The 24,214-nt window shown below is 43.8% G+C and carries 30 protein-coding genes and 1 pseudogene; 3 read left to right on the top strand and 28 right to left on the bottom strand.

Annotated features, from left to right (window positions below):
- Window positions 1–76 precede the first annotated feature (76 nt).
- From AC4CV5_RS14105 to AC4CV5_RS14095, 3 genes are all read right to left on the bottom strand, one after another.
- Window positions 77–421 (bottom strand): hypothetical protein, encoded by a 345-nt coding sequence (locus AC4CV5_RS14105; RefSeq protein ID WP_326221663.1) that lies wholly within the window; start codon window positions 419–421, stop codon window positions 77–79.
- 235 nt (window positions 422–656) lie between these two features.
- Complete coding sequence (sipS, locus tag AC4CV5_RS14100; RefSeq protein WP_490923046.1) at window positions 657–1,211, bottom strand: signal peptidase I sipS; 555 nt, start codon at window positions 1,209–1,211, stop codon at window positions 657–659.
- Window positions 1,212–1,304: 93 nt separating this feature from the next.
- Window positions 1,305–1,454 (bottom strand): hypothetical protein, encoded by a 150-nt coding sequence (locus AC4CV5_RS14095; protein ID WP_248601970.1) that lies wholly within the window; start codon window positions 1,452–1,454, stop codon window positions 1,305–1,307.
- 158 nt (window positions 1,455–1,612) lie between these two features.
- Here AC4CV5_RS14095 and AC4CV5_RS14090 point away from each other — a divergent pair.
- Window positions 1,613–1,814: pseudogene (locus AC4CV5_RS14090) on the top strand (hypothetical protein).
- On the opposite strand, the gene AC4CV5_RS14085 reads toward AC4CV5_RS14090, so the two are convergent.
- Window positions 1,757–1,963: a zinc ribbon domain-containing protein gene (locus tag AC4CV5_RS14085; protein ID WP_003223929.1), complete on the bottom strand. Its 207-nt coding sequence runs from the start codon at window positions 1,961–1,963 to the stop codon at window positions 1,757–1,759. The pseudogene AC4CV5_RS14090 and the gene AC4CV5_RS14085 overlap by 58 nt on opposite strands.
- 233 nt (window positions 1,964–2,196) lie before the next feature.
- On the opposite strand from AC4CV5_RS14085, the gene AC4CV5_RS14080 reads away from it, so the two are divergent.
- Entirely contained in the window at window positions 2,197–2,409 is a 213-nt protein-coding gene (locus AC4CV5_RS14080) for a spore germination protein (protein WP_490923043.1), read from the top strand.
- Window positions 2,410–2,580: 171 nt separating this feature from the next.
- Here AC4CV5_RS14080 and AC4CV5_RS14075 read toward each other — a convergent pair whose 3' ends face one another.
- Window positions 2,581–3,012 (bottom strand): peptidylprolyl isomerase, encoded by a 432-nt coding sequence (locus tag AC4CV5_RS14075; protein WP_003223931.1) that lies wholly within the window; start codon window positions 3,010–3,012, stop codon window positions 2,581–2,583.
- Between the two features lie 257 nt (window positions 3,013–3,269).
- Between AC4CV5_RS14075 and AC4CV5_RS14070 the strand changes: the two genes are divergently transcribed.
- Window positions 3,270–4,142, top strand: a complete 873-nt coding sequence (locus AC4CV5_RS14070; RefSeq protein ID WP_222143097.1) for a DUF1002 domain-containing protein — start codon at window positions 3,270–3,272, stop codon at window positions 4,140–4,142.
- A gap of 29 nt (window positions 4,143–4,171) precedes the next feature.
- Here the strand turns inward: AC4CV5_RS14070 and lysA are convergent, their stop codons facing one another.
- From lysA to ansA, 23 genes are all read right to left on the bottom strand, one after another.
- Window positions 4,172–5,491, bottom strand: coding sequence for a diaminopimelate decarboxylase (lysA, locus tag AC4CV5_RS14065; RefSeq protein WP_222143409.1), 1,320 nt, complete (start codon window positions 5,489–5,491; stop codon window positions 4,172–4,174).
- A 106-nt stretch (window positions 5,492–5,597) separates the two neighbouring features.
- Window positions 5,598–7,079 (bottom strand): spore germination protein SpoVAF, encoded by a 1,482-nt coding sequence (gene spoVAF / locus AC4CV5_RS14060; protein ID WP_166851197.1) that lies wholly within the window; start codon window positions 7,077–7,079, stop codon window positions 5,598–5,600.
- Window positions 7,024–7,641 (bottom strand): stage V sporulation protein SpoVABEA, encoded by a 618-nt coding sequence (gene spoVAEA, locus AC4CV5_RS14055; RefSeq protein ID WP_166851194.1) that lies wholly within the window; start codon window positions 7,639–7,641, stop codon window positions 7,024–7,026. The genes spoVAF and spoVAEA overlap by 56 nt, the downstream gene beginning before the upstream one ends.
- Window positions 7,642–7,648: 7 nt before the next feature.
- Window positions 7,649–7,999 carry a stage V sporulation protein AE gene (gene spoVAE, locus AC4CV5_RS14050; protein WP_166851191.1) on the bottom strand — a complete coding sequence of 117 codons (351 nt, stop codon included), beginning with the start codon at window positions 7,997–7,999 and terminating at the stop codon, window positions 7,649–7,651.
- A 1-nt stretch (window position 8,000) separates the two neighbouring features.
- Complete coding sequence (spoVAD, locus tag AC4CV5_RS14045; RefSeq protein ID WP_166851189.1) at window positions 8,001–9,017, bottom strand: stage V sporulation protein AD; 1,017 nt, start codon at window positions 9,015–9,017, stop codon at window positions 8,001–8,003.
- Window positions 9,018–9,029: 12 nt separating this feature from the next.
- Window positions 9,030–9,482, bottom strand: coding sequence for a stage V sporulation protein AC (gene spoVAC, locus AC4CV5_RS14040; protein ID WP_014114265.1), 453 nt, complete (start codon window positions 9,480–9,482; stop codon window positions 9,030–9,032).
- A gap of 12 nt (window positions 9,483–9,494) precedes the next feature.
- Window positions 9,495–9,920, bottom strand: coding sequence for a stage V sporulation protein SpoVAB (gene spoVAB / locus AC4CV5_RS14035; RefSeq protein WP_014114266.1), 426 nt, complete (start codon window positions 9,918–9,920; stop codon window positions 9,495–9,497).
- Complete coding sequence (spoVAA, locus tag AC4CV5_RS14030; protein WP_166854638.1) at window positions 9,910–10,530, bottom strand: stage V sporulation protein SpoVAA; 621 nt, start codon at window positions 10,528–10,530, stop codon at window positions 9,910–9,912. The genes spoVAB and spoVAA overlap by 11 nt, the downstream gene beginning before the upstream one ends.
- Before the next feature lie 126 nt (window positions 10,531–10,656).
- Window positions 10,657–11,424 carry an RNA polymerase sporulation sigma factor SigF gene (gene sigF / locus AC4CV5_RS14025; protein WP_003223952.1) on the bottom strand — a complete coding sequence of 256 codons (768 nt, stop codon included), beginning with the start codon at window positions 11,422–11,424 and terminating at the stop codon, window positions 10,657–10,659.
- Window positions 11,425–11,435: 11 nt separating this feature from the next.
- Window positions 11,436–11,876, bottom strand: a complete 441-nt coding sequence (spoIIAB, locus tag AC4CV5_RS14020) for an anti-sigma F factor (RefSeq protein WP_166851186.1) — start codon at window positions 11,874–11,876, stop codon at window positions 11,436–11,438.
- Window positions 11,873–12,226 carry an anti-sigma F factor antagonist gene (spoIIAA, locus tag AC4CV5_RS14015; protein ID WP_003223957.1) on the bottom strand — a complete coding sequence of 118 codons (354 nt, stop codon included), beginning with the start codon at window positions 12,224–12,226 and terminating at the stop codon, window positions 11,873–11,875. The genes spoIIAB and spoIIAA overlap by 4 nt, the downstream gene beginning before the upstream one ends.
- Before the next feature lie 95 nt (window positions 12,227–12,321).
- Window positions 12,322–13,491, bottom strand: a complete 1,170-nt coding sequence (gene dacF, locus AC4CV5_RS14010) for a D-alanyl-D-alanine carboxypeptidase DacF (RefSeq protein WP_166851184.1) — start codon at window positions 13,489–13,491, stop codon at window positions 12,322–12,324.
- A 164-nt stretch (window positions 13,492–13,655) separates the two neighbouring features.
- Entirely contained in the window at window positions 13,656–14,471 is an 816-nt protein-coding gene (locus AC4CV5_RS14005) for a purine nucleoside phosphorylase I, inosine and guanosine-specific (protein WP_490923037.1), read from the bottom strand.
- Between the two features lie 12 nt (window positions 14,472–14,483).
- Window positions 14,484–15,668 (bottom strand): phosphopentomutase, encoded by a 1,185-nt coding sequence (gene deoB / locus AC4CV5_RS14000; RefSeq protein WP_166851179.1) that lies wholly within the window; start codon window positions 15,666–15,668, stop codon window positions 14,484–14,486.
- A 160-nt stretch (window positions 15,669–15,828) separates the two neighbouring features.
- Complete coding sequence (gene xerD / locus AC4CV5_RS13995; protein ID WP_222143101.1) at window positions 15,829–16,719, bottom strand: site-specific tyrosine recombinase XerD; 891 nt, start codon at window positions 16,717–16,719, stop codon at window positions 15,829–15,831.
- A 7-nt stretch (window positions 16,720–16,726) separates the two neighbouring features.
- Window positions 16,727–16,954, bottom strand: a complete 228-nt coding sequence (locus AC4CV5_RS13990; RefSeq protein WP_003223970.1) for a YqzK family protein — start codon at window positions 16,952–16,954, stop codon at window positions 16,727–16,729.
- Between the two features lie 124 nt (window positions 16,955–17,078).
- Entirely contained in the window at window positions 17,079–17,528 is a 450-nt protein-coding gene (gene fur / locus AC4CV5_RS13985) for a ferric iron uptake transcriptional regulator (protein WP_003223972.1), read from the bottom strand.
- A 112-nt stretch (window positions 17,529–17,640) separates the two neighbouring features.
- Window positions 17,641–18,285, bottom strand: a complete 645-nt coding sequence (gene spoIIM, locus AC4CV5_RS13980) for a stage II sporulation protein M (protein ID WP_166851174.1) — start codon at window positions 18,283–18,285, stop codon at window positions 17,641–17,643.
- 101 nt (window positions 18,286–18,386) lie between these two features.
- Window positions 18,387–18,602, bottom strand: coding sequence for a ribosome rescue factor BrfA (brfA, locus tag AC4CV5_RS13975; protein WP_166851172.1), 216 nt, complete (start codon window positions 18,600–18,602; stop codon window positions 18,387–18,389).
- A gap of 101 nt (window positions 18,603–18,703) precedes the next feature.
- Entirely contained in the window at window positions 18,704–20,023 is a 1,320-nt protein-coding gene (locus AC4CV5_RS13970; RefSeq protein WP_490923033.1) for a malic enzyme-like NAD(P)-binding protein, read from the bottom strand.
- 17 nt (window positions 20,024–20,040) lie between these two features.
- Window positions 20,041–21,447, bottom strand: coding sequence for a malate-H+/Na+-lactate antiporter MleN (mleN, locus tag AC4CV5_RS13965; protein WP_166851168.1), 1,407 nt, complete (start codon window positions 21,445–21,447; stop codon window positions 20,041–20,043).
- A gap of 141 nt (window positions 21,448–21,588) precedes the next feature.
- Window positions 21,589–23,016: an aspartate ammonia-lyase gene (gene aspA / locus AC4CV5_RS13960; RefSeq protein WP_166851166.1), complete on the bottom strand. Its 1,428-nt coding sequence runs from the start codon at window positions 23,014–23,016 to the stop codon at window positions 21,589–21,591.
- 44 nt (window positions 23,017–23,060) lie between these two features.
- Entirely contained in the window at window positions 23,061–24,050 is a 990-nt protein-coding gene (ansA, locus tag AC4CV5_RS13955) for an asparaginase (protein WP_166851164.1), read from the bottom strand.
- Window positions 24,051–24,214 lie beyond the last annotated feature (164 nt).

Here is a 24,214-nt window from a genome sequence, read left to right as displayed (position 1 = left end):
TAAAGTACGCAATGAAATAAACTTACAATTTGAGAAAAACAAAACATCACCCTTCGATCCGAAAGGTGATGTTTTATTAATCATTCACTTTGGCAACCTTGATTAGTCCATCGATCCGCTTTGATTTGCTGAAGTATGCCTTAATCTTGTCGCCTTCTTTTATATCAGACAAATCCTGATTTAATTTTTTACCGTTGAAAATGATTTTGGTGCCGTTTTCTGCTTCTCCATGATACTCTGAGCCGTCAATTTCCGTTACTTTATATTCCTGGATGGTGTATTCCTCTTCTTCCGAGGACAAAGTTTGTCCAATCGCTGTCGGAACATCCTTCAGCTCAAGATCATTTATGTACATATAACCGCCTGCAAGTAAAAGCAAAAGCACTAACAGAATGGTAATCTTGGTTTTTATTCTTCCCATTTTTAAACCTCCAGCCAATATGAATCTATTCATTCATATGAGTTATTCCTTTTTTTCATGAATAAAAAACCGTAAAGTCTCGTAAATTATTAATATAACGATGCATAACGGGAATATGTTTCACATTTCTGCAAAAAATTCTTTTCTATAGTTATACGAATTTATGTTCTGGTTTTGGGGGATGAACGAAAAAAAGAAATAAAAAACAGCCTCCTGTTCAGGAAGCTGCTTAATCCTAATTTGTTTTACGCATTTCGTTAAACGGGAAGAAAACAAACTTAGACTTGCCCGCAATTTGTTTTTTCGTGAAGAGGCCAAGCCCGTTTCGGCTGTCCATAGAGTTCCGCCGGTTGTCACCCATCACAAAATACTTGTCATCAGGCACTTTCACCGGACCGAAATCATCGGTCAAATGGTCATAACCGTCCTGCTTCGCTCTCTTTTTATTGGCTGCCAAAAAAGGCTCGGCCACCTTTTTCCCGTTGATATAGAGCTGGTCGTTCTTCATTTCAACCGTATCCCCAGGCAGGCCGATAATCCGTTTGACATAGTGAACATCATCCCCGTTTAATACGACGATGTCTCCTCTATCAAACTCACCGATGTATTTGACTGTCATATTGACAAAAACCCTTTCCCTGTCATGAAGTGTAGGATACATAGAGTCACCATCAACGACATATGGCGCAAAAATAAAATTGCGGATAAGCAAAGCGAGAACGACAGCAATCACAATTGCTTTTGCCCATTCTAACATTGTATTTTTCTTGGACACATTTTCTGATTTCAACTGATTTCCTCCAATAAACAACGATCTTCAATTTATGTTATCACGAAACGAAAAGAAATCCTATCAGGACCATTGAAGTGATTTTACAATCTGTTAATCTTCATCTTCTACCCAAATCATGCCTATCTTTTTCTTGTCGATTACAACCTGTCCTGCATCAAATATCGCTTGGGAAATTGGACTCCATCTGCTTAGTTCAACATTGCCGGACTGAACATCAACATCAGCATTCGTATCGTACACAGGGACATCCGAAAAATAACGAAAGAAATAATCGCATCATTCAGAAGCAATGTGCTCGGAAGAAAGAGAGTGCTCGTATGCTAAATCTTTAGATCATATATAAGTCATGAGATTACGGGCACTCTGTTCATCTATGCATTCCATTGATCGCCCAGTCCATGATACCCATATTGCTTGACAAACTGATTTACGTCGCGAAGGTTACTGGAATGTTTGCGGCAGCCTATATCACAGGTGACATAACCGGCATCCCGTTTTGCTTTCATGACATGTTTAAACCCATTGAAGCTCGAAAACATGGATCAGCCTCCAAAAAACAAATCCAATATATTGCCGGCGGTAGAAGATTCTTTATTATAAAACTCTGAATATCCGCAATTCTTACAGTACACCACAAGAAAACGGTTGTGCTGCACGTCAAACAACTTCGATAATCCCGTGCCGGTTGTGGCTATTTCTTTTTGTCCCGCTTCAGTACTTCCGCATTTTATACAGCCTTTGTTGTTCATAATGCCAAACTCCTTTTCAAAACATCTCGTTTGTTTTGATTCATTTTACTACAAAAACCCATTTTCGATGAACCATGTAACTTTAAAGTTTTCTTAATTTTACAATTGAAGAATCGATCACCTTTGCACGGCATCATATAAAAGATAAATGTTTTTACCAATAAGTTTACGCTTATGAGTTCTAGCACTAATACATATAAAAAATAGAATACTATGAAAGGAGACTCGATAGTGTGATTGATTATCCTATCAATATAAACAACATTTCCGGGAACAGCGTAGTGAACGTAGGCGGCGTTTTTATGATCAGTCCATTAACTGTGTCTAAATCTGTTTTCGGTTCGGGCGGCTTGAATACGGGAATTGTCATAGAAAACAACTTTATAAGCCAGGCTAAAATGATTAACCATCAATTTACTGATCAGAACGTGACCAAAACATTTTAATCTCATTTCTTCATCAATTGAAAAGTCAAGGAAACACTCGCCGCATTGTCTTCACTTCAACCTAATAAATACCTGTTTGTTTCCGCCTCCAGCACTCGGGCGTTTTTTTATTGGTATATTTTTCGCAAATAAAAAAGCTTCCCCGATACGAGGAAGCTTTTCGTCTGTCTGTTATCCTTCTACACGAACTTCTTTCATGACGTCGCCGTTAGACATGTTTTTCGCGAATTCTAGTCCGCTTGTTACTTTTCCGAATACAGTGTGAACACCGTTCAAATGAGGCTGCGGCTCATGAACGATGAAAAATTGGCTGCCGCCAGTGTCTTTTCCAGCGTGTGCCATAGAAAGTGCGCCCGCTTCATGTGTATGCGGGTTTCCTTCTGTTTCACATTTGATTGTGTATCCCGGACCGCCTGTGCCAGTTCCGTGCGGGCATCCGCCTTGGCTGACGAAACCTGGAATCACTCGGTGGAATGTAAGCCCGTCATAAAAGCCTTCGTTCGCAAGCTTTTCAAAGTTTGCGACAGTGCCCGGTGCAGCTTCAGGGTAAAGTTCAAATTCAATTTTGTTACCGTCTTCTAATAAAAAATAACCTGTTTTCAATTGTATGCCTACTTTCTTTATTTTAATTTTCAAAGGAGATTATGTATGATAGGTTATAGCCTGTCTCTCCTTGTCGCGGCTATTATACCACACCTTTCGGGGGAAAACGAATCTCCCGGCTTTACTAAAAAATAAAAATGAAACCTAGATGTCTTTATCTCCGTCTAACCTAACGGAACTGTATTTTCATCATGATTCAGGTCCTCGCAAAGCAGCTCTATCCAGCTGCTTGTGAAATTGAAGGAGGTCAAACTGCTTTGAAAAAAATATGGATTGGAATGCTGGCAGCGGCCGTTTTGCTGCTGACGGTTCCGAAAGTCAGTCTCGCGGATGCCGCAGTTGGAGATGTCATTGTAACACTGGGTGCTGATTTGTCAGAATCTGATAAACAAAAAGTGCTTGATGAAATGAATGTCCCTGATAATGCCACAACGGTAACTGTGACCAATAAGGAAGAACATGAATATTTAGGTAAATATATATCGAATGCTCAAATTGGGTCAAGAGCGATTTCATCATCGTCGATCACCATTGCCAAAAAAGGCTCTGGCCTGAATGTTGAGACACATAATATCAGCGGCATTACAGATGAAATGTACCTGAATGCCCTGATGACAGCCGGTGTAAAAGATGCCAAGGTGTATGTTACAGCACCGTTTGAAGTATCCGGGACTGCGGCTTTAACTGGATTGATTAAGGCGTATGAAGTTTCTTCTGATGAAGCGATCTCGGAGGATGTGAAGCAAGTAGCCAACCAAGAACTTGTTACGACATCAGAGCTTGGAGACAAAATCGGTAACGAAAATGCGGCTGCGCTAATTGCAAAAATCAAAGAAGAGTTTGCTAAAAACGGTGTGCCTGACAATAAAGCTGACATTGAAAAACAAGTGGATGATGCAGCTTCTGATTTAAATGTCACACTTACAGACAGCCAAAAAGATCAGCTTGTCTCCCTCTTCAATAAAATGAAAAACGTTGACATCGACTGGGGACAGGTCGGTGACCAGCTTGATAAAGCGAAAGATAAGATTACGAAATTCATAGAATCAGATGAGGGCAAAAACTTCATTCAGAAAGTGATTGATTTCTTCGTATCTATCTGGAATGCGATTGTTTCTATATTCAAATAAGAAAAAGCGCCGAAAAATCGGCGCTTTTTTTATTGCTTTACACTCGTTTTATAGGGAAGGTCAAGTTTCACAATGTCCTCGTATGTTTCTCGCTTCACGACTAAGTGATCCTCCCCGTTTTCTACAAATACAACGGCAGGCCTCGGGATTCGATTGTAATTGTTGGCCATGCTGTATCCGTAAGCGCCCGTACAAAAAACGGCAAGAAGATCGCCTTCTTTTACATCAGGCAGGTCAATATCCCAAATCAGCATATCACCGCTTTCACAGCACTTTCCGGCAATCGACACCGTTTTGTCATGCGCTTCATTGATACGGTTGGCTGTCGCTGCTTCATATTTAGCCTGGTAGAGTGCAGGACGAATATTGTCGTTCATACCTCCATCTACAGCCACATACTGGCGGACACCCGGCACTTCTTTTTGAGAGCCAACCGTATAAAGGGTTGTGCCCGCGTCTCCAACGAGAGAACGGCCCGGTTCGATCCAAATTTCAGGAATGTTAAAACCGTAACGGGCAGCATTTTCTTTCACAGCTTCGATAATTTTTTCCACGTATTCAGTAGCGTGAAGCGGTTCATCGTCTTCCGTATAACGGATGCCGAAACCCCCTCCAAGATTCAACACCTTGGATACAAACGAATATGATTCTCTCCACTCGTCCAGTTTTTTGAAGATTTTTTCCGTTGCTAACACAAAACCGGCCGTATCAAAAATTTGCGAGCCAATATGGCAATGAACACCCAGCAGCTGAATGTGTTCTGATTGCAATACTTGCTCAATCGCCCGTTCAGTTTGTCCGTTATGAAGATCGAAACCAAACTTTGAATCCTCCTGACCAGTTGTAATGTAGTCATGCGTATGCGCTTCTACTCCGGGCGTGATTCGAAGAAGAACATCGATGGAGTGTCCCGTTTCTTGGCACAAGTCTTCCAGAAGCGAGATTTCATAGAAATTATCCACCACAATGCAGCCAATGCGATGCTCAAGTGCCATCCGCAGTTCTTCCCTGCTCTTGTTATTTCCATGAAAGTGAATGCGTTCTGCCGGGAAGCCCGCCGCAACAGCTGTATAAAGCTCTCCACCGGACACGACATCTAAAGATAGTCCCTCTTCCTCAGCGAGCTGAATCATTGCGACTGATGAGAACGCTTTGCTCGCATATGCCACCTGTGCTTTCAGCCCTGCAGTAATAAATGCCTGCTTAAAGCTTTTAGCACGCTCACGTATTAAAGCCACATCATATACGTAAAGAGGTGTGCCGTATTTTTCCGCTAAATAGAGAGCGTCCACACCTCCGATTTCTAAATGCCCATGTTGATTTTGTCTGCTCGTGCCATGTAAGAACAATGTCATTCCCTCTTTCTCCGCTTATGGGTGAAAAGGACAGTTTTATGAACTGTCTCTTCATAATTAAGACATACATTATCATACTCTTCAGTCAGTTTCAATGCGATTATGAATTGGTAGGTTGTCTTAAGCGATTTCTTGGGTGAACGATACTTGGTCTTACTTTTGCACCAGGTTTCGCTGTCCGAACCAGTACCTGCCACAGCGCCTTGCCGTTAAAAGGCATCAGCGGCCATAAGTACGGTGTTTGGAGGGATTTGATGCTGGCCATGGCAATAATTAGCACTGTGAATCCGATAACAAGCCCTTTTACATGAAATAAGGCAACGAGTATCATGAGGGCAAGTCGGCTCATTTTATTTGCCAAACTTAATTCATAACTAGGCGTCGTAAAGGTTCCAATCGCTGCAAGTGAGACGTATAGAATCACCTCTGGTGAAAACAGGCCGACATCAATGGCAATCTGTCCGATCAGCACAGCGGCAATTAATCCCATTGCTGTCGATAAAGCGGTCGGGGTATGAATGGCAGCCATTCTGAGAAACTCGATTCCTAAGTCAGCTAAGAATATCTGCAGGATGATCGGGATATGCGTATCTTTATTTAAACCGATAAATTTCATATTCTCGGGCAGCAGGTCCGGCTGCAGCACAAATAGAAACCAGATCGGGAGAAATATAGTGGAAGCAATGATACCGAAAAATCTTACCCATCTTAAAAAAGTACCGACTGCAGGCGCCTGCCTGTATTCTTCAGCATGCTGGACATGATGGAACAAAGTCGTCGGGGTGATAATCACACTTGGCGATGTATCAACCATAATGATGACATGACCTTCAAGCACATGATTGGCCGCCACATCCGGCCTTTCTGTATAGCGGACGAGCGGATACGGGTTGTAGCTTTGTTTAATGATGAATTCCTCTACGGTTTTATCAGCCATTGTTAATCCATCGACATCAATGGCAGCAATTTCTTTTTCCACGATGTCAACCAGATCCGGATCTGCAATATCTTCTATATAACAAATGCTCAGGTCCGTTTTTGATCGCTCGCCAACCTTTGTCATCTTGATGCGAAGCCGTTCGTCTCTGATCCGCCGTCTGAGAAGCGCCGTATTGACGACGATGTTCTCAACAAATCCGTCTCTGGCTCCCCTGACCACCTTTTCTGTATCAGGCTCTTCCGGATTTCTGCCCGGATAGCTTCTGACATCAATAATAAATGCGAAGCCTGCGTCTTCAACAATGACTGCAACTAAACCGGACAGCACTTGGTCAGTTGCTTCATCGAGTGTTTTTACTTTTTCAACCTGGGCATTAAGAAGCCTGTTTTCGACAATATCAATTAGATTATCTGGATCCTCATCCCGATTGTTAATGAAAACAAGTTCTCTCATTAAATGAATGATAAAAGCGGTGTCAGATAATCCATTCAGATAGTAAAGCTGTATTTCCTTGTCTAAAATATTAAGCTTGCGAACCCCTACATCATAGCTAGTTCCCATTCCGACCCGATTTTTAAAATACGCTTCATTTTTGGCTGGATCTCGATAAACCCGGATTTTCTCTTCCTTGTGATCCGGCATGATACCCGCTCCTTTCTAAAATAAACTCGACCGCTTTCATGGTGATTGGCGACCCTTTTGAGATATCGTCTTTTCTGCCCATTTTGCCGATATCCCCGATACCGACAATAAGCGGGAGATCAAGTTTATCAAGGCAATAGACTGTATCTCCGCTCATTCTGTGCTCATCAAATTCCCTTTCTCCGACTTTATCCACGCCGTATTCTGTTATTTCTCCATTGCGGTCAATGCTTACATCAACTCTGGTCCATTCAGCCTGATGGGTTTTTGACGCGACCGCAATCACTCCAAGCACTTCAATAGAGGGATGTGTGGCAACATAGGTCAGAGCGGATTCTCCCGGACCTTCTCCTTGGAGGCCGGAGTCGTCAAACATAACAAAAACAGGATCATATGGTGCAGAGGTGATCAGCTTGACAAGCTCTGCGCCGCTGCGGATGGAAGGGTTGCCTTTTGATTGTGAAATACATCGCCCTCCCACTTGGCTTGCGGCGTATTCAATTGTTTTAGCGGCGTACACATCTCCGTCTGTTACCAGTATGACCTTGCGTTTTGTCGTCATGTCAGCATTATCCTTTCGGTTTGAAAATAACAGCTACAAGAAAGGCGAAGAGAATGGCGGCTGAGATACCGGCAGAGGTCAGCTCAAAAATCCCCATGCCGATACCGATAAATCCGTGTATATGCGCTTGGTGCATGGCACCGTGCAGAAGACTGTGGCCGAAGCTTACGATCGGAACGGTGGCGCCTCCTCCGGCAAATTCAATAAATTTATCGTAAATGCCGAAACCATCTAAGATCGCGCCGGTCACAACAAATGATGTCATGACGTGGGCTGGCGTCAATTTAAAAATATCCAAGAGCAGCTGGCCGACAATACAAATGGCCCCGCCGCATACAAAAGCCAAAAGGTAGTCCATGTTAAGATGCACCTCCTGCACGCTCAAATACAACCCCGTGGGCGATGGTCGGTATGGTTTCTTTTTGCTGAATCATCGTCGGGCTTAACAGCGCCCCGGTCGCCACGACAAATACACGGTTTAATTTTCCTTCTCTCAGCTGCTTAAAAATGTGAGAGTAGGTGACAACCGCTGAACAAGCGCAGCCGCTCCCTCCGGCAAAGACCTGCTGATCCGGAGTGTAAATCAGAAGCCCGCAATCATCATGCTTTGTGCCGACCGGATAGCCATCTTCTTTTAAGATGTCTTTTACGATGGGAGATCCGACGCCGGACAGGTCACCTGTCAGAATGAGATCATAATCATCCGCCGTTCTGTTGAGATCTTTAAAATGCTGCTTAATCGTATCAGCTGCAGCCGGAGCCATAGCCGATCCCATATCAAACGGATCTGTAATTCCTAAGTCAGAAACCTTCCCGACAGTCGCGCTTGTGATTTGGATATCACCCGGTGTCTGACTGATCACAACTGCTCCGCTTCCTGTGACAGTAGAGGTGGCAGTGTCCGGTTTTTGGCCTCCGTATTCCGTCGGATAACGAAACTGTCTTTCCGCTGTAGCATTATGACTGCTGGTGGCAGCAATCGCCCTCTTGGCAAACCCGCCGTCAACTAAGGCAGATGCGACAGCCACTGTTTCCATTGATGTTGAACAGGCGCCAAACATACATAGAAACGGAATGTTCAAGTGTCTTGCTACATAGTTGGCCGTCACGTTTTGATTCAGCAAGTCGCCTGCCAGCAATAGATCAATATCATCTTTTGTCAGATTATTTTTTTGAAGCGCTGAAGTAATAGCATCTTCCATCAACTGGCGTTCAGCCATTTCCCAGCTTTTTTGATTACAGTGCATCTCGTCATAGGTTTTATCATATAAAGAGCCGAGCGGCCCGTCTTTTTCCTTTGGTCCGGCTGCCGTTCCCGCCGAGTTGACAAATAAGGGATGTTCAAATACCCAGGTTTGCTTTCCTGTTAATTTCATTTTCTTCTCCTCCTATGACATCAGTTTCTCAAAAGCAAACCGAATCATTCCAACGATGTAAGCAGCCACAACTCCAAAAACAATGACATTTCCCGCCAGTTTAAACATATTTGTCGCTACTCCAAGAACAAACCCTTCGCTTTTATATTCAAGAGCCGCGCTTGCCATACTGTTGGCAAAACCTGTGACCGGCACAGCTGAACCGGCGCCTGCAAACTGTCCGATTCTGTCATAGATGCCGAACCCGGTCAACAGGGCTGAAATCAATATCAGTGTTGCTGCCGTTGGATTCCCTGCTGTTTTTTCATTAAAATCAAAAAAATGGATATAAAAATTCTGCAGACCTTGCCCGATCGCACAGATCAGACCGCCTACCAGAAAGGCTTTTACACAGTTCCAGACGTAAGGCGGCTTAGGCTGATATGTTTTCACTTTTGATTTGTAGTTTTCTTTTATGTTTGTCATCTTGAAACCTCCTTATGAATGATCAATAAAATACAGCCAGTGAAATAAAGATCCCGCGATTTTCCCAATCACGATGGCCATTAACAGAATAATGATTTTACTTCTGAGCCCGATTCGCTTTGCTAAAATCGGCAATACATTTAAAACCTCTGTAAGGGCAGCTGCAAGCATCCCGACAAACAAACCTGCCAGCAGCCCGACCGGCACGGCAATCCATTTTGTTAAAAAAAGATGGTTCATATGAAGCGTCTCCCATCCCCCGCAAACAGCGCCAAGAATCACAGCCGCTTCATAAGCCTGAACAAATCTCATTGTTTTGGTGAGCTGCATCAGCCGCGGAATGATTCCCATTACGGTTAAAAAAGCAACGAAGCCAGCCCCCACCGTGATGCCTCCGCCGAGCCCGACAAAAATAATGAACAATACACTAACGATCATGCAGGTCCTTTATTGTTTCTTGATTCTCATGCATGGCCACATATTGATCGAGATCAAGCTGATAGTTAAACATCTCAACCTCCAGCGGGCTGGGCTCTTCATTAAGGCGCTTTTTAAATATGTGGTTAAAAAACACGATCATCCCCAGTCCCAAACCGATGCTGTATGGGATTTGAAGCAAATATGGATAGTCATTCCTCTCTCCGGTTATGATTTCATATAGTGCAATATGAACATCTCTCATGCTTACATCCTCATGAAAGTTCATAATGGCTAGACACGATCCGATAAACAGAAGCAGCCAGACACCGATAAACAGAACCGTTGATAATTGCCGTTTCCGATACTGAATTTCAACAATGGTTTCTGCTCCGCCTACCGTTTGAACATCAAGAGTCGGATCTTGTAAATGAATGGCTCTGAGGACTTGTATGATATCCAGGATTACGATATTTTTATCTTTTTCGCTCACCTGATAAAGCGGCATAGCCGACAGTTTCTTTTTTAGCTGAAGCTGTCCTTCAATTTGCGCGGCATCTCCAACCGTGATAATATCTCCCGGATGGGCCAGCACCCTGTGGCGAAGTCGGATAAATATACGTCGTTCCATCATTGATCACCATCTTTCGGTGGTTATATATGTAGTATGTGGTTCGATTTTGTTCTCATTCATCCGCTCGAAAAGACCATAAATTACCACGCTTTTGCACACAAAAAAGCTAGCCTGCATCGCAGACTAGCTATCCGTATGATCCATTTGAACCTTGATCTGTTTTAATATTTTCTTTTCAAGCCTTGAAACTTGAACTTGAGAGATCCCAAGCCGCTCAGCCACTTCGGACTGTGTCTGGTCTTTATAATATCTGAGATAGACGATTAGTTTTTCCCTTTCCTCCAAATCGCTGATCGCTTCTTTCAGCGCAATCTTGTCAAACCATTTTTCTTCTGAGTTGTCAGCGATTTGATCAAGCAGAGTAATCGGATCTCCGTCATTCTCATAAACGGTTTCGTGAATCGAAGACGGAGCCCTTACCGCCTCTTGAGCAAGTACGACATCTTCTGCTTCAATTTCCAAATGGTCGGCGATCTCCTGCACCGTCGGCACTCTGCCCAGTGTTTTTGAAAGCTCATCCTTCGCGCGCCGGATTTTGTTTCCGAGCTCTTTTAATGACCTTGACACCTTTACGGTTCCGTCATCACGGATAAAACGCTGGATTTCACCGATAATCATTGGCACTGCATACGTTGAAAAACGCACATCATAGGTTAAATCAAATTTGTCAACAGATTTTAACAGCCCGATGCAGCCGATCTGGAAGAGATCGTCAGGCTCGTAACCTCTGTTTAAAAACCGCTGTACGACAGACCAAACAAGACGCATGTTTTTTTCTATGAGGAGGTCTCTTGCCTGCTGGTCGCCATTTTGGCTTTGTTTGATTAATTCCTTTACTTCATGATCCTTCAGCTGAGCGTTTTTGCCGTTTTTCTTAACCTCCACATCCATAACAAATCTCCTTAATTACAAAGCGCTTTGCTTTTTGATAAGTGCTTTGTTAAGCGAATCGTTGTGCCCATCTCAGGTGATGAATCGATACTGACATCATCCATGAAATTTTCCATAATGGTAAAGCCCATTCCGGAGCGCTCAAGCTCAGGCTTAGTCGTGAATAAAGGCTGGCGGGCTTCTTCAAGATCTGTAATGCCCCTGCCTTCATCACGAATGGTCATATATACGACATGATCTTCCAGCGTCACTGAAATGTAAACTTTTCCGTCACAGTTCTCTTCATACCCATGGATAATAGCATTCGTTACAGCCTCTGACACGACTGTTTTGATTTCGGTCAGTTCGTCCATTGTCGGGTCAAGCTGGGCAATAAACGAAGCAACTGTGACACGGGCGAACGATTCATTCTGGCTGAGGGCAGAAAATTCAATATGCATTTCATTTTTCATGATGCCACCCCCAGCGTCAGCAGCGCCTGCTGCTCAGATTGTTCAAATCGGATAATTTTAAACAGACCCGACATATCAAACAGCCGCTTCACCGCAGGAGAGATAGCGCAAACGACCATTTCCCCGCCAATTTGCTTAATTTGCTTGTATCTTCCTAAAATGACGCCAAGCCCCGAGCTGTCCATAAAGGAAAGGTCCTCCAGGTTCAGCACGATATGGCGAATATCATCCTTCTCCAAAGATTGAGTCACTTTTTGTTTCAGGGTTTCAGCCGTATGGTGATCGAGTTCGCCTGTTAATCGAATACAAAGCACAGATTCTTTGACATGCATGTCAATTCCAAGGCTCATGCTCATTCCTCCTTGATATGATCGGATAATGAGTGTTTCGATTTCGACGGAATGAATTCCTTCACCGTGACAAAACTAGTGGTCATTCGGCATAATTACTTAAATTTTGTCCAGTCTCCCATCGTCCGCTTCAAGAATGTTATGAACCCGGCTTTCTTCATATCTTCTTTAGCAGCAACAGGACTTTCAGCGAGTACTTCTCCATCCTTTTTCAGAACGAGTGTCCCAAGCTCTTGGCCTTTTTGAACAGGAGCACTCACATTGTCATTCAATTTGATTTCTTTTTTCACATTTTTCATATCCTCGCCTTTTTTCGTCAATATTGAAATCGGCTCAGAAGTTGTGAGTTCGATAAATTTTTGTTTGCCTTTTTTGACCTTTACTTTTGCTACTATTTCATTTCGTTTATATAAAGGATGCGTTTCATATTGACTAAAAGCGAAATCAAGCATCTTTGTCACTTGCGCGTTTCTATCTTTAGGTGTGCTCGCTCCGAACACAACCGCAATGGCCCGCATGTTTCCTTTTTTAGCCGAAGCAGTCAGACAATATTTTGCTTCACCTGTATAGCCTGTTTTTACGCCGTCTACGCCAGGATAAAACTTGATCAGCCGATTCGTATTCACAAGCCAAAACTTTTTATCTGTATTTTCGCGCAGATAGTCTTCATACGTGCCGGTAAACTTCGTTATTGATTCGTATTTCAATAATTCCTTAGCCATGATTGCCATGTCATAAGCAGAGCTGTAGTGTCCTTCCTCGGTCAGTCCGGTCGGGTTTTTGAAAGATGTATTTTTCAAGCCCAGCTCTTTTGCTTTTTTATTCATTTTCCTAACAAACTCTTCTTCAGAGCCGGAAATGAATTCAGCCATCGCTACGGAAGCGTCATTTCCCGATGCGATCGCGATGCCTTTCAGCATTTCTTTGACAGTCATTTCCTCACCGGGTTCAAGGAAAATCTGTGAGCCGCCCATAGAAGCAGCGTGCTCGCTCGTACGGACCTTATCACTCATTTTGATTTTGCCTTCATCTAAAGCTTCCATAATTAAAAGCATCGTCATAATTTTCGTCATGCTTGCAGGCGCCAGTCTCTCATTACTGTTCTTGTTGTAAAGCACTTTTCCCGTGTCACGTTCTATCAGCACCGCAGACTTCGCTTCATGAGCAAGCTCCGATGTGCCTTTTCCGTCTTGTTTTGCAAATGCAGACGGTGCAAATGTAAGCAGCATTATACCAATCAATAAAGTGGATAAAAGACGTTTCATCTTAAAAGCCCTCCATTTCATAATCCTTTTTATTTTTTCCAAGCCGGATGGTTTTATACGCCACTGATGGAAAATGTTTCGTATCTTTTTTAGGCATAAAAAAGACAGCTGCGTCATATCAGACACAGCTGTCTTTTGATCTTGCTATCATTCATTTTTTATTTTTATTCGTATTGAGCGACGACCGCTTTAACAAGCTGCAAGAATCCTGCTTTTACTTTTTCCGTCACTTCCATTACTTCATCGTGACTTAAAGGCTGATCCAGAATTCCGGCTGCCGCGTTGGAGATGCAGGAAATGCCAAGGACACGCATTCCCGCATGATTCGCCACAATGACTTCCGGAACAGTAGACATGCCGACTGCATCAGAGCCCATTGTTCTTAAGAAACGGACTTCTGCCGGTGTTTCGTAAGATGGTCCTGTCACAGCGGTATACACACCTTTTTGAACTGGAATGTTAAGGTCTTTCGCAATCTTTTCAGCCAGGCTGGATAGATCTTTGTCATAGGCTGAAGACATATCAGGAAATCTGGCGCCGAAATCAGCTTCATTTGGCCCGATCAGCGGGTTTGTTCCCATAAAGTTGATATGGTCAGTAATAATCATTAAGTCTCCCGCACGGAATTCAGTATTGACACCGCCAGCGGCATTTGTCACGATCAATGTTTCCACGCCGAGCGCTTTCATCACGCGTACAGGGAAAGTGACTTTCTCCATTGAATAGCCTTCATAAAAATGAAAACGGCCCTGCATAGCTATGACGGAAACTCCTTCAAGGGTGCCAAGCACAAGCTGGCCGGCATGTCCCTCAACAGTAGATACCGGGAATTCAGGTATGTCTTCATATTTCAGTTTGACCGGATTTTCGATTTCATCCGCCAAAATACCAAGACCTGAGCCTAAAATAAGGCCGATCTTCGGAGATTCCGGCAGGTTTTGCTTAATAAAAGCGGCTGCGCGTTCAATTCTGTCTTTCAAGAAACAGTCCCCCTATTGTAATAAAGATAAAAAGCTTTTTCCGTATTTCGGTTTATTCGTTTGGAAATTATCAGCGATCGTTGCGCCGATATCAGCGAATGTATCTGCAAGCGGCAGCATTTGCGATTTCTTATGTTTTTTGCTGTAAGCAAGAATCGGCACGTATTCGCGTGTATGGTCGGTTCCATGATGGATAGGATCATTGCCGTGGTCGGCTGTAATGATTAACAGATCGTCTTCTTTCATTTTCTCAAACACTTCCGGAAGACGTGCATCAAATTCTTCAAGCGCGCGTCCGTAGCCTTCCGGGTCACGGCGATGTCCGAATAAAGCGTCAAAATCAACAAGGTTCGCAAAGCTCAGACCAGTAAAGTCTTCTCCCAGCGTATCGATCACCTTGTCCATTCCGTCCATATTGGAAACCGTTCTCCGTGAAGAAGTAATGCCTTCTCCGTCATAAATATCAGAGATTTTCCCAATTGAAATCACATCTAAACCGCTGTCTTTCAATTCATTCATGACAGTGCGGTCAAACGGCTTAAGCGCATAGTCATGACGGTTTGGTGTCCGTTTGAATTGTCCCGGCTCTCCGACGAACGGGCGTGCGATAATGCGGCCTACCATATACTTCGGATCAAGCGTCAGCTCTCTGGCTGTTTCACAAATGCGGTACAGCTCTTCAAGCGGCACAATCTCTTCGTGCGCAGCAATTTGCAGAACCGAGTCAGCAGATGTGTATACAATTAAAGCCCCTGTTTCCATGTGCTCCTGGCCAAGTTCATCCAAAATCGCTGTGCCGGAAGCCGGCTTGTTTCCGATAATTTTGCGTCCAGATCTCTTTTCCAGCTCCTGAAGCAGTTCATCAGGAAAGCCTTCCGGGAACACTTTAAACGGTTTATCAATGTACAAGCCCATGATCTCCCAATGGCCGGTCATGGTATCTTTGCCGTTTGACGCTTCTTGCATTTTTCCATAATACGCAAGCGGATGTTCTGTTTTTTCTACACCTTTGATATCTCCGATGAGACCAAGGCCCAGTTTTGCCATATTCGGCATATGTAATCCATCCATATGTTCGGCAATATGCCCAAGCGTATTGGCGCCTTCGTCATTAAAGTCAGCAGCATCCGGCGCTTCACCGATTCCGACTGAGTCCATTACAATTAAAAACACACGATTATATTTGTATGCAGGCATCTTGAAAGCCTCCTTTTTTTCTATACGTCTATTGTATCGCTTAGAGGTCAGACAACTCAAGTATAAACCGTTTACATTCCCATTGACAATGCATTCGGAAATAATGAGAAACTTCGATATTTTCTGGCACTCTAAACAAAAAAGCCGCAGCCACCTGCGGCTAGGCGCGCGGATGAAACTGCTTGTACACATCCTTCAGCCTTGTTTTTGTCACATGCGTATAAATTTGCGTCGTGGATATATCCGCGTGGCCGAGCATTTCCTGTACCGCTCTAAGATCAGCCCCGTTCTCAAGCAGGTGGGTCGCAAAGGAATGCCTGAGCGTATGCGGGGTCAGCTCTTTTTTGATCCCAGCTTCCAGCGCGATTTTCTTCAGGTTTTTCCAAAATCCCTGCCGGCTGATTTGTTTGCCGTGATGATTTAAAAAGAGAGCGTCAGACACATTGTTCTTTAACAGTTTTCCCCTGGCTTTTGTCATATATTCCTCAATGGCGGAAGCGGCGGCTTCACCGATTGGCACAATCCGTTCTTTTCTTCCTTTTCCGAAGCAGCGGACAAAACCCATGGATAAATGAACATCTGCCGTTTTCAATTCAATCATCTCACTGACTCGTATGCCTGTCGCGTAAAGCAGCTCCAGCATCGCTTTATCCCGGTAGCCAAAAGGGCTCGTCAGCTTAGGCGTGTCCAATAATCGCTCGACCTCATTGAGCGCAAGCACCTTCGGAAGCGCCCGTTCGGTCTTTTGTGTTTCGATATGAACGGAAGGATCCTTGTCTGTCACCTTTTCCCTGAGCAGAAATTGGTGAAAAGAGCGAATGGATGCCAAATGCCGCGCCGATGTCTTGCCGGATTTCCCCGAGTCCTTCAAGTGCTTTAAATATTGGATAATATGTATGCGGGTTACGTGATTCCAATCTGTAACTTGAAGGGTTTCTGTTAAATAGAGAGAATAGCTTTTCAGGTCACGTTCATAGGATACCACCGTGTTTTGGGAAAGCCCTCTCTCTACCATGACATAGTGGATGAAATCCTTTATTTGATCTTTCACTCATGATCTACTCCCCGTTTTGGTAAAAAAAGATCAACCGGTCGAACCATCCGCCTTTTTCATCCTGATCCATTTCAACAACTTTTACAGCGGAGCCTTCCGGTTTATCGTACCGATGATAGTTTTCATACTCTTGATTCACCCATATCATAGCATAATAGAACAGAGCGGTAAAACCGGTAAACAGGATGAAAACTTTCAATGCATCTAGAGCTGTTTTTAGGAATCTTCCCATGTCCTAATCGATCCTTTCCCTATGGTTCCAGTTATTTAAACCATATGCCAAATCAGAAAGGTTTTATACATAGAAACAGCAAAAAACCCTTTCCCCATGAGAAAAGGTTCGCGCTCGGCACCGTCTATTCAGTTTCTTTTCCGTTACAGCGGTGGCAAATGCCGTGAAACGTCAATCTATGATCTTTAATCTTAAATTTCCAATCACGTTCAATGATTTCTTCCACGTCTTCAAGCAAATCTTCTTCAATTTCATCAACGGCTCCGCACTCCATGCACACCAAGTGGTGATGAAAGTGAGCTGCGCCCTCTTTCCGAAGGTCGTAACGGGATACGCCGTCTCCAAAGTTAATTTTATCAACAACTTTTAATTCAGTTAATAATTCAAGCGTACGGTATACTGTTGCGAGACCGATCTCAGGAGATTTCTCTTTTACGAGGAGGTATACATCTTCTGCGCTTAAATGGTCTTCTTCGTTTTCAAGCAGCACTCTTACTGTCGCTTCACGCTGAGGCGTAAGTTTGTAGCTGGATGAGTGCAGTTGTTTCTTAATTCGATCAATACGGTTTTCCATGTCTTTCCCTCCTACGCCGCATTCCATGACTCATTATAACAAAATACGCGCAGAGTTCCAACTATAATTATTATAAACTGATAAATAAAACGATTTTCTTTTAATAATGATTTTAAAAAAGTCTCGAAGTAAGCTGTTCCATTAAGACAGGAGATAAATATGCTTCAAAGAGGGATGAGATCAGTGCTAACACCAGAATGACCAGAAGCACAAAGGCATACCGCCCGAACCACTGGATCGGCGCGTCATGAAGGCTTCGTTTCACGAACAGCTGCCTGATTAACTTTAAAGAAAACGCAATCGCACATGTGCCCATAATCAGATAAGCCGGAATCAGCAGAACATTTTGCGGCAATACGGAGACAAATGATAAGAAAAAACCACTGACTCCCATCTGATTGACAAGGAACCCGACAGTAAAGCCGACGACGATGCCTTTCAGAAAGATCATGATAAAAATAATCGGCATCCCAATGACGGAAATTCCCAATATCCACATCAACCCTAAATACTTTGCATTATGAAAGATACTTTGCCCAAACATATCAGATGAACTTGCCTGTTTTCCATCCGAAAGCTGTCCGAAAAATTGGCTTAAATAATAGTATAAATCTTCTTTCTGACTGATGGTCATGCTGTTGACAATAATCGCGCCAAAGATGACACCCATGAAAAACAGCACTGAGACAAATATATAAAGAGAGAGATGATCTTTGACATGTCTGAGAAACATGTCCTTATAAGAGATTTTTCGCATACCGTTTCCTCCCGCCCGCTCTAGTGATTTGATTTAATAGATTGTATGAAAGAAACGGAAAAACATGCCCTTTTTCAAAAAAGAAACGATAGAGAAGAATGCTAGGCGGCTTTTTTGGGCACAAAAAAATCCTTATCATCAACTGCCGTATGATCATAAGGATTCTTATGCTTCCGTTTATTAAAAATTTCTTTTTTGCTTTTTGTCATTCTTTCATGTGTGCTGAACGACGATGTAATGCCTCTTGATAATAAGACGTCACGCCCGCCATTTCTAAGCAGATGATCCCGCTTCTTTTTCGCCCGGCTTTTTGCCATGCTGATCACTCCCTTATTTATTTTCACAGCAATTATAGCAGATCATTATATGATACGAGAAAAAACAGCACCTGTTTATTCCAGGTGCTGTTTTACTTCATTTATTTTACTGCTGTAAGTGCTGCGTGCTCAACCGCAGCTGCTACCTCTTGATGGACTTTTGAATCAAGCGGCTGCGGGACCACATCGCCTTGTTTTGTGCAGGCTGCGATGGCCTCTGCTGCTGCGACAAGCATATTATGATTAATCTCTTTGCTTTTCGCATTAAGCGCCCCTCTGAAAATCCCCGGGAAACCGAGCACATTATTAACAGAACGTCCGTCCGCTGCATATGCGGCGCCAGCCTGCAGCGCGGCCTCCGGCTCAATTTCCGGCTTCGGATTCGATAAAGCCAAAATTACCTGACCAGAACGTACAAATGCTGGTTTAATTAACCCCGGAACGCCCGTTGTGGCAATGACAATATCACATGTTTCCATGAGCTCCTCAATGCTGGCAACTGCCTGTCCGCCGTATTGTTCGAGACGGTTCATTGCTTCCTTTGATTTGTCTGTTCCGTATACAGCTTTCACGCCGTAGGCCATAAACATCCGGCAAATGGCAACACCTGCTGCGCCCAGGCCGATTTGCCCCACTTTCGCTTCTTTCAGGTCAACCCCCGCGCTTCTGCATGCCGAGATGGCAGCTGCCAGCGTCACAACAGCTGTACCGTGCTGATCATCGTGCATAACAGGTATGTTCAGCTCTTCTTTTAGGCGGTCCTCAATTTCGAAGCAATGCGGCGAGCCGATATCTTCAAGCAGGATGCCGTTAAAACCCGGAGAAATATGCTTTACTGTTTTGATGATTTCTTCAGGATCACTCGTATCAAGCAATATCGGAATGCCGCTAATACCCGCCAACTGATCAAACAGAGCAGCCTTTCCTTCCATGACAGGCATGCCTGCCACAGAGCCAATATTCCCAAGACCGAGGATTGCCGTTCCATCCGTTACTATCGCGACAGAATTGCTGATCGTTGTATAAATAGACGCTTTTTCAGGCTCTTTTTCGATCAGCCTGCACACGTCTGCTACACCTGGTGTATAGACACGTCCGAGCTCTGCCAGCGAGCGGATCGGCATTTTGCTTTTCATTTGGATTTTTCCGCCTTCATGTGCGGACAGGACCTCATCAGATACGGTGTGAAGCCTGATCCCTTCTCCCAAGGCCTGTACAGCCGCGATCACTTCCTGAAGCTGTTCTTCATTCTCCACTTGAACGGTAATATTCCGCATTGTGTAATTGGGTCCTACTTTTACCGTCTCCACTTCACCAATATCCCCGCCCAGGAGGCCGATTGCCGTAGCCACCCTTCCAAGATTTCCGGGAACCGAAGGCGTTTCAATCATCAGTGTCCGAATCATGTGTTTCGCTATCATTCAGTGATCCTCCCCTATTAGCCTAGTTTTTCTTCTTTAACTGTATTGTTTTTCGTATACCATATAAATTTTCCTGTATAACCATAGATAATGGCAAGACCTATTGCAACAAAACTCAGCCACATAAACGGCAAATAAGAGAAGGTAGAAACTCCTAGTATTCCCGCCATGTAAATACCGTTATCAGACCAAGGCACCATACCTGAAGTTAATGTACCTCCGACCTCTGAGTTACGGGATAGCACTCTTCTATCGAGATTCAATCGATCATAGCTGTTTTCCATAATCTTCGGAGTCAAAATAAGAGATACATACATCGCACAGCCGAAGATGTTCGCTAAAAACGCTACAATCAGCGTAGATAAAGTGACGTTGCCCGGTGATGTTAATTTCTTTTCAAACATAGAGACAATCACTTTTAAGACGCCAAGCTTTTCAAGCAGGCCTCCAAATCCGAGACCAAAGATAATGACGACAAGGGAACCGAGCATTCCGACGATGCCTCCGCGATTTAACAGGCCGTTCAAGAATTCCACATCTGTTTTAATAGAGAATCCGTTGTAGGCAGTTGCAACAGCATCCGCTGGATTCATGCCTTGGAAAACAACAGCCCAGACAGCGCCAAGCAATGCGCCAATTACGATAACCGGCATTGACGGCTTTTTCAGCGCCAATAAGATAATCACGACAACAGCCGGGATCAGCATCCAAATATGAATGTCAAACGTATTTTGCAAAGATGATTTCAAGAATTCAACTTTATCAAGATCAATATTTTTCCCGCCGTACATAAAACCGGTAATTGTAAATAAAATTGCGGTAATCACATATGCTGGCACAGATAAAAAGAGCATTGCTCTGACGTGATCTAACACATCCACTTTAGATAGTGAAGAAGCAAGAACTGTGCTGTCAGACAGAGGAGACAGCTTGTCCCCGAAATAAGCGCCTGAAAGAATAGCTCCCGCTACAAGAGGAAGCGGAAGGCCTAATCCCTCTCCAATTGCGATCATGGCAATGCCGGCAGTTCCGACTGTTCCCCACGACGTTCCTGTTGCTACAGACATAATTGAACAAATAATTAGCGTTGCAAGTAAAAAGATGCTAGGGTGAATAAATTCTAAACCATAGTAAATCAGAGTCGGTACAATCCCCCCGGCGATCCAAGTTCCAATAAGTGCTCCTACTGAAACAAGAATCAGAACGGCTTCAAGACCGTTTGATATTCCATTCAGGATGGCATTTTGCATATCTTTATAAGAATAACCGAGTCTGATTCCGAGAATCATTGCGATAAACCAGGAAATGAAGAGCGCGAGCTGTATCGGCAAGTCTAAAAAGACTGTAAACGACATGACAAGTGCTAAAAATGATCCTAGTACAATAATAATTTCGAATAGTGTTGGCAGTCTTACATCCTTCAAAAGAAGTCCCCCTTCATGTAAAAAGCTAAAACGCTTTCAATAAATAGTGCAACACGTATACTATACTTCCTCATCCCTATGTTGTAAACAGCTTATTCATCCGACTATACGGAGATGAATAAGCTGTGTTTTGTTTAAATTTTATTTTTCTAATAGTTCTTTCCCTGCAATACCTGGTTTTGTCATCTCATATGGGTTTAAAATGATATCCAACTCTTCTTCTGTCAGCACATCATGCTGCAGGCATAGATCACGGACTGATTGGCCTGTCATAATTGCTTCCCGGGCAATTCGGGCTGCCGCTTCATACCCAAGGTGCGGATTGACTGCAGTGATCACTCCCGCACTTTTTTCCACGTATTGTTTCAAGCGTTGTTCGTTGGCTTCGATGCCTTTTAAGCAATAGTCAGTGAACGAACGGAAGCCATTGTTCATGATGCTGATGGATTGAAGCAAGTTAAAGACAAGCACTGGCTCCATGACGTTCAATTCAAGCTGGCCGGCTTCTGAAGCAAGGCAGATTGTATTGTCGTTTCCAATAACCTGGAATGCAATTTGGTTGATTAGCTCAGCCATAACCGGATTGACTTTTCCCGGCATAATGGATGACCCCGGCTGACGTGCCGGCAGAGAAATTTCTGCAAGTCCGGCGCGCGGGCCTGATGCCATTAAGCGAAGGTCGTTTGCGATCTTCGACATGTTCATCATGCAGACTTTTAATGAAGCCGATACCTCTGTATAGGCATCTGTATTTTGTGTCGCATCAACGAGATGATCAGCACCGACAAGGGGAAGACCGCTGATATCAGCAAGGTGCTTCACAACCTGTTTGATATATTCAGGATCTGCGTTCAGGCCCGTACCGACAGCTGTTGCGCCCATGTTGACTTCATACAGGTGCTGGCGTGATTGCTTGATCCGTTTGATATCACGCTCCAGGACGCGGCTGTACGCTTCGAATTCCTGGCCTAGACGAATCGGAACAGCGTCTTGCAGGTGTGTCCGGCCCATTTTAATAACAGAATCAAACTCCTGTGCTTTTTGTTTGAACACACTATGCATATCTTCCATTGTTTTCAGCAGTTTTTCCAACAGCTTCAATGTGGAAATATGAATAGCGGTCGGAAACACATCGTTTGTAGACTGTGACATATTCACATGTGTGTTTGGGCTTAAATGGATGTAGTCTCCCTTTTTATGTCCCATGATTTCAAGCGCCCGGTTTCCGATAACCTCATTCGCATTCATGTTCATAGAAGTTCCGGCACCGCCCTGAATCGGATCGACGATAAACTGATCGTGCCATTTGCCTTCCAGAATCTCGTCAGCAGCTTGTACGATAGCTTGGCCAATTCCTTCATACAGCCGTTTCACGTCCATGTTGGCAAGAGCTGCAGCTTTTTTTACAATCGCAAGCGCGTTAATCATTTCTTCATGGATCTTGTATCCCGTAATCGGGAAGTTTTCAGAAGCACGGAGCGTCTGGATTCCGTAATAAACATTAGCTTCAATTTGTTTTTCTCCAAGGAAGTCTTTTTCCACGCGGTATTCTTTTTGGCCGTTTAACATATCTTTAACCTACTTTCTCTTTGTTGATCATCGTTTCTGTGATTTTACAGGACAACGTCATCGGCAATCGGTGTTTCCATAATACGCTTGACGACTGGAAGATCCGAAGACTGGCCGAGTGCCCACATCAATTTTGGCACGATTGCTTCTGTGTTCATATTTCTGGATCGGATAATTAAGTCTTGGTTTACTCTACGGCCGACCTCGTAAATGCTCATGTCTTCGCCTTCTTCCAGACATTGAGTTGTGATCACGACGACAATGCCGCTTTCGATTAGCTCATTCACTTTTGACAAAATGTCTCTGCCTTCAAACGGCACGCCCCCGCTGCCATAACTCTCAATGACAACTCCTCTGTACATGCTTTTCAGGGCATCAAACATTTCTGGCTTTAAGCCTGGATGCAGCTTCAGAAGACATACATCAGTGCATAGTGAAGTATCAACTGTGAAGGTGTCGTTCTCAGGTTCCGTTACTTGTTTGTTGTATTCGATCCCGTCTTCATTGATAAAAGCGATATATGGGTAATTGATGCTTTCAAATGCGTCGTAGCTTTTCGTTCTTAATTTGATCGCTCGCGTTCCTTGGATAACTCTGCCGTCAAACACAACATAAACGCCGCCCACGCCTTCACAGGCAAAGCGAATCGCGTCTGTAATATTTTTTTTGGCATCGGTTTTTTGGAACGTGATCGGGATCTGCGAACCAGTGATGACAATCGGCTTTTTGGCATGCTGCAGCATATATGATAGTGCGGCAGATGTATAGGCCATTGTATCTGTACCGTGTGTAATAACAAATCCATCATAGGCATCATAATTCTCCTTAACGGCTTCTGCTATTTCAACCCAGTATTCAGGCTGCATATTGGTGCTGTCTATATTCATAAGCGACTGAGTTTCCATCGTGTAATCGTTATCAAGTTTTGATACGTAACTTAATAATTCATCAGCCTTGACCCCGGGAGCCAGCCCGTTTTCCCCTTCAACTGAAGCAATCGTTCCCCCAGTTGTCAACATCAATAATTTTTTCATACCATGCACCTCTTCACTATATCTAAAGATGGGTTGCGAGAAGGCATTCGCTTTTCGCATACTTTTAATGCAATTATAGACACGGAAAATAAAATACGCAAGACATTATTATTCAATTCGCGTACACTTCCTAATACCTATATGATATAATCAGCTCAACGTGA

This window comes from Bacillus sp. NS1, assembly GCF_058248265.1.
Note: the sequence above shows the minus strand (reverse complement) of the source record. Positions and strands in the feature narration are given on the sequence as shown.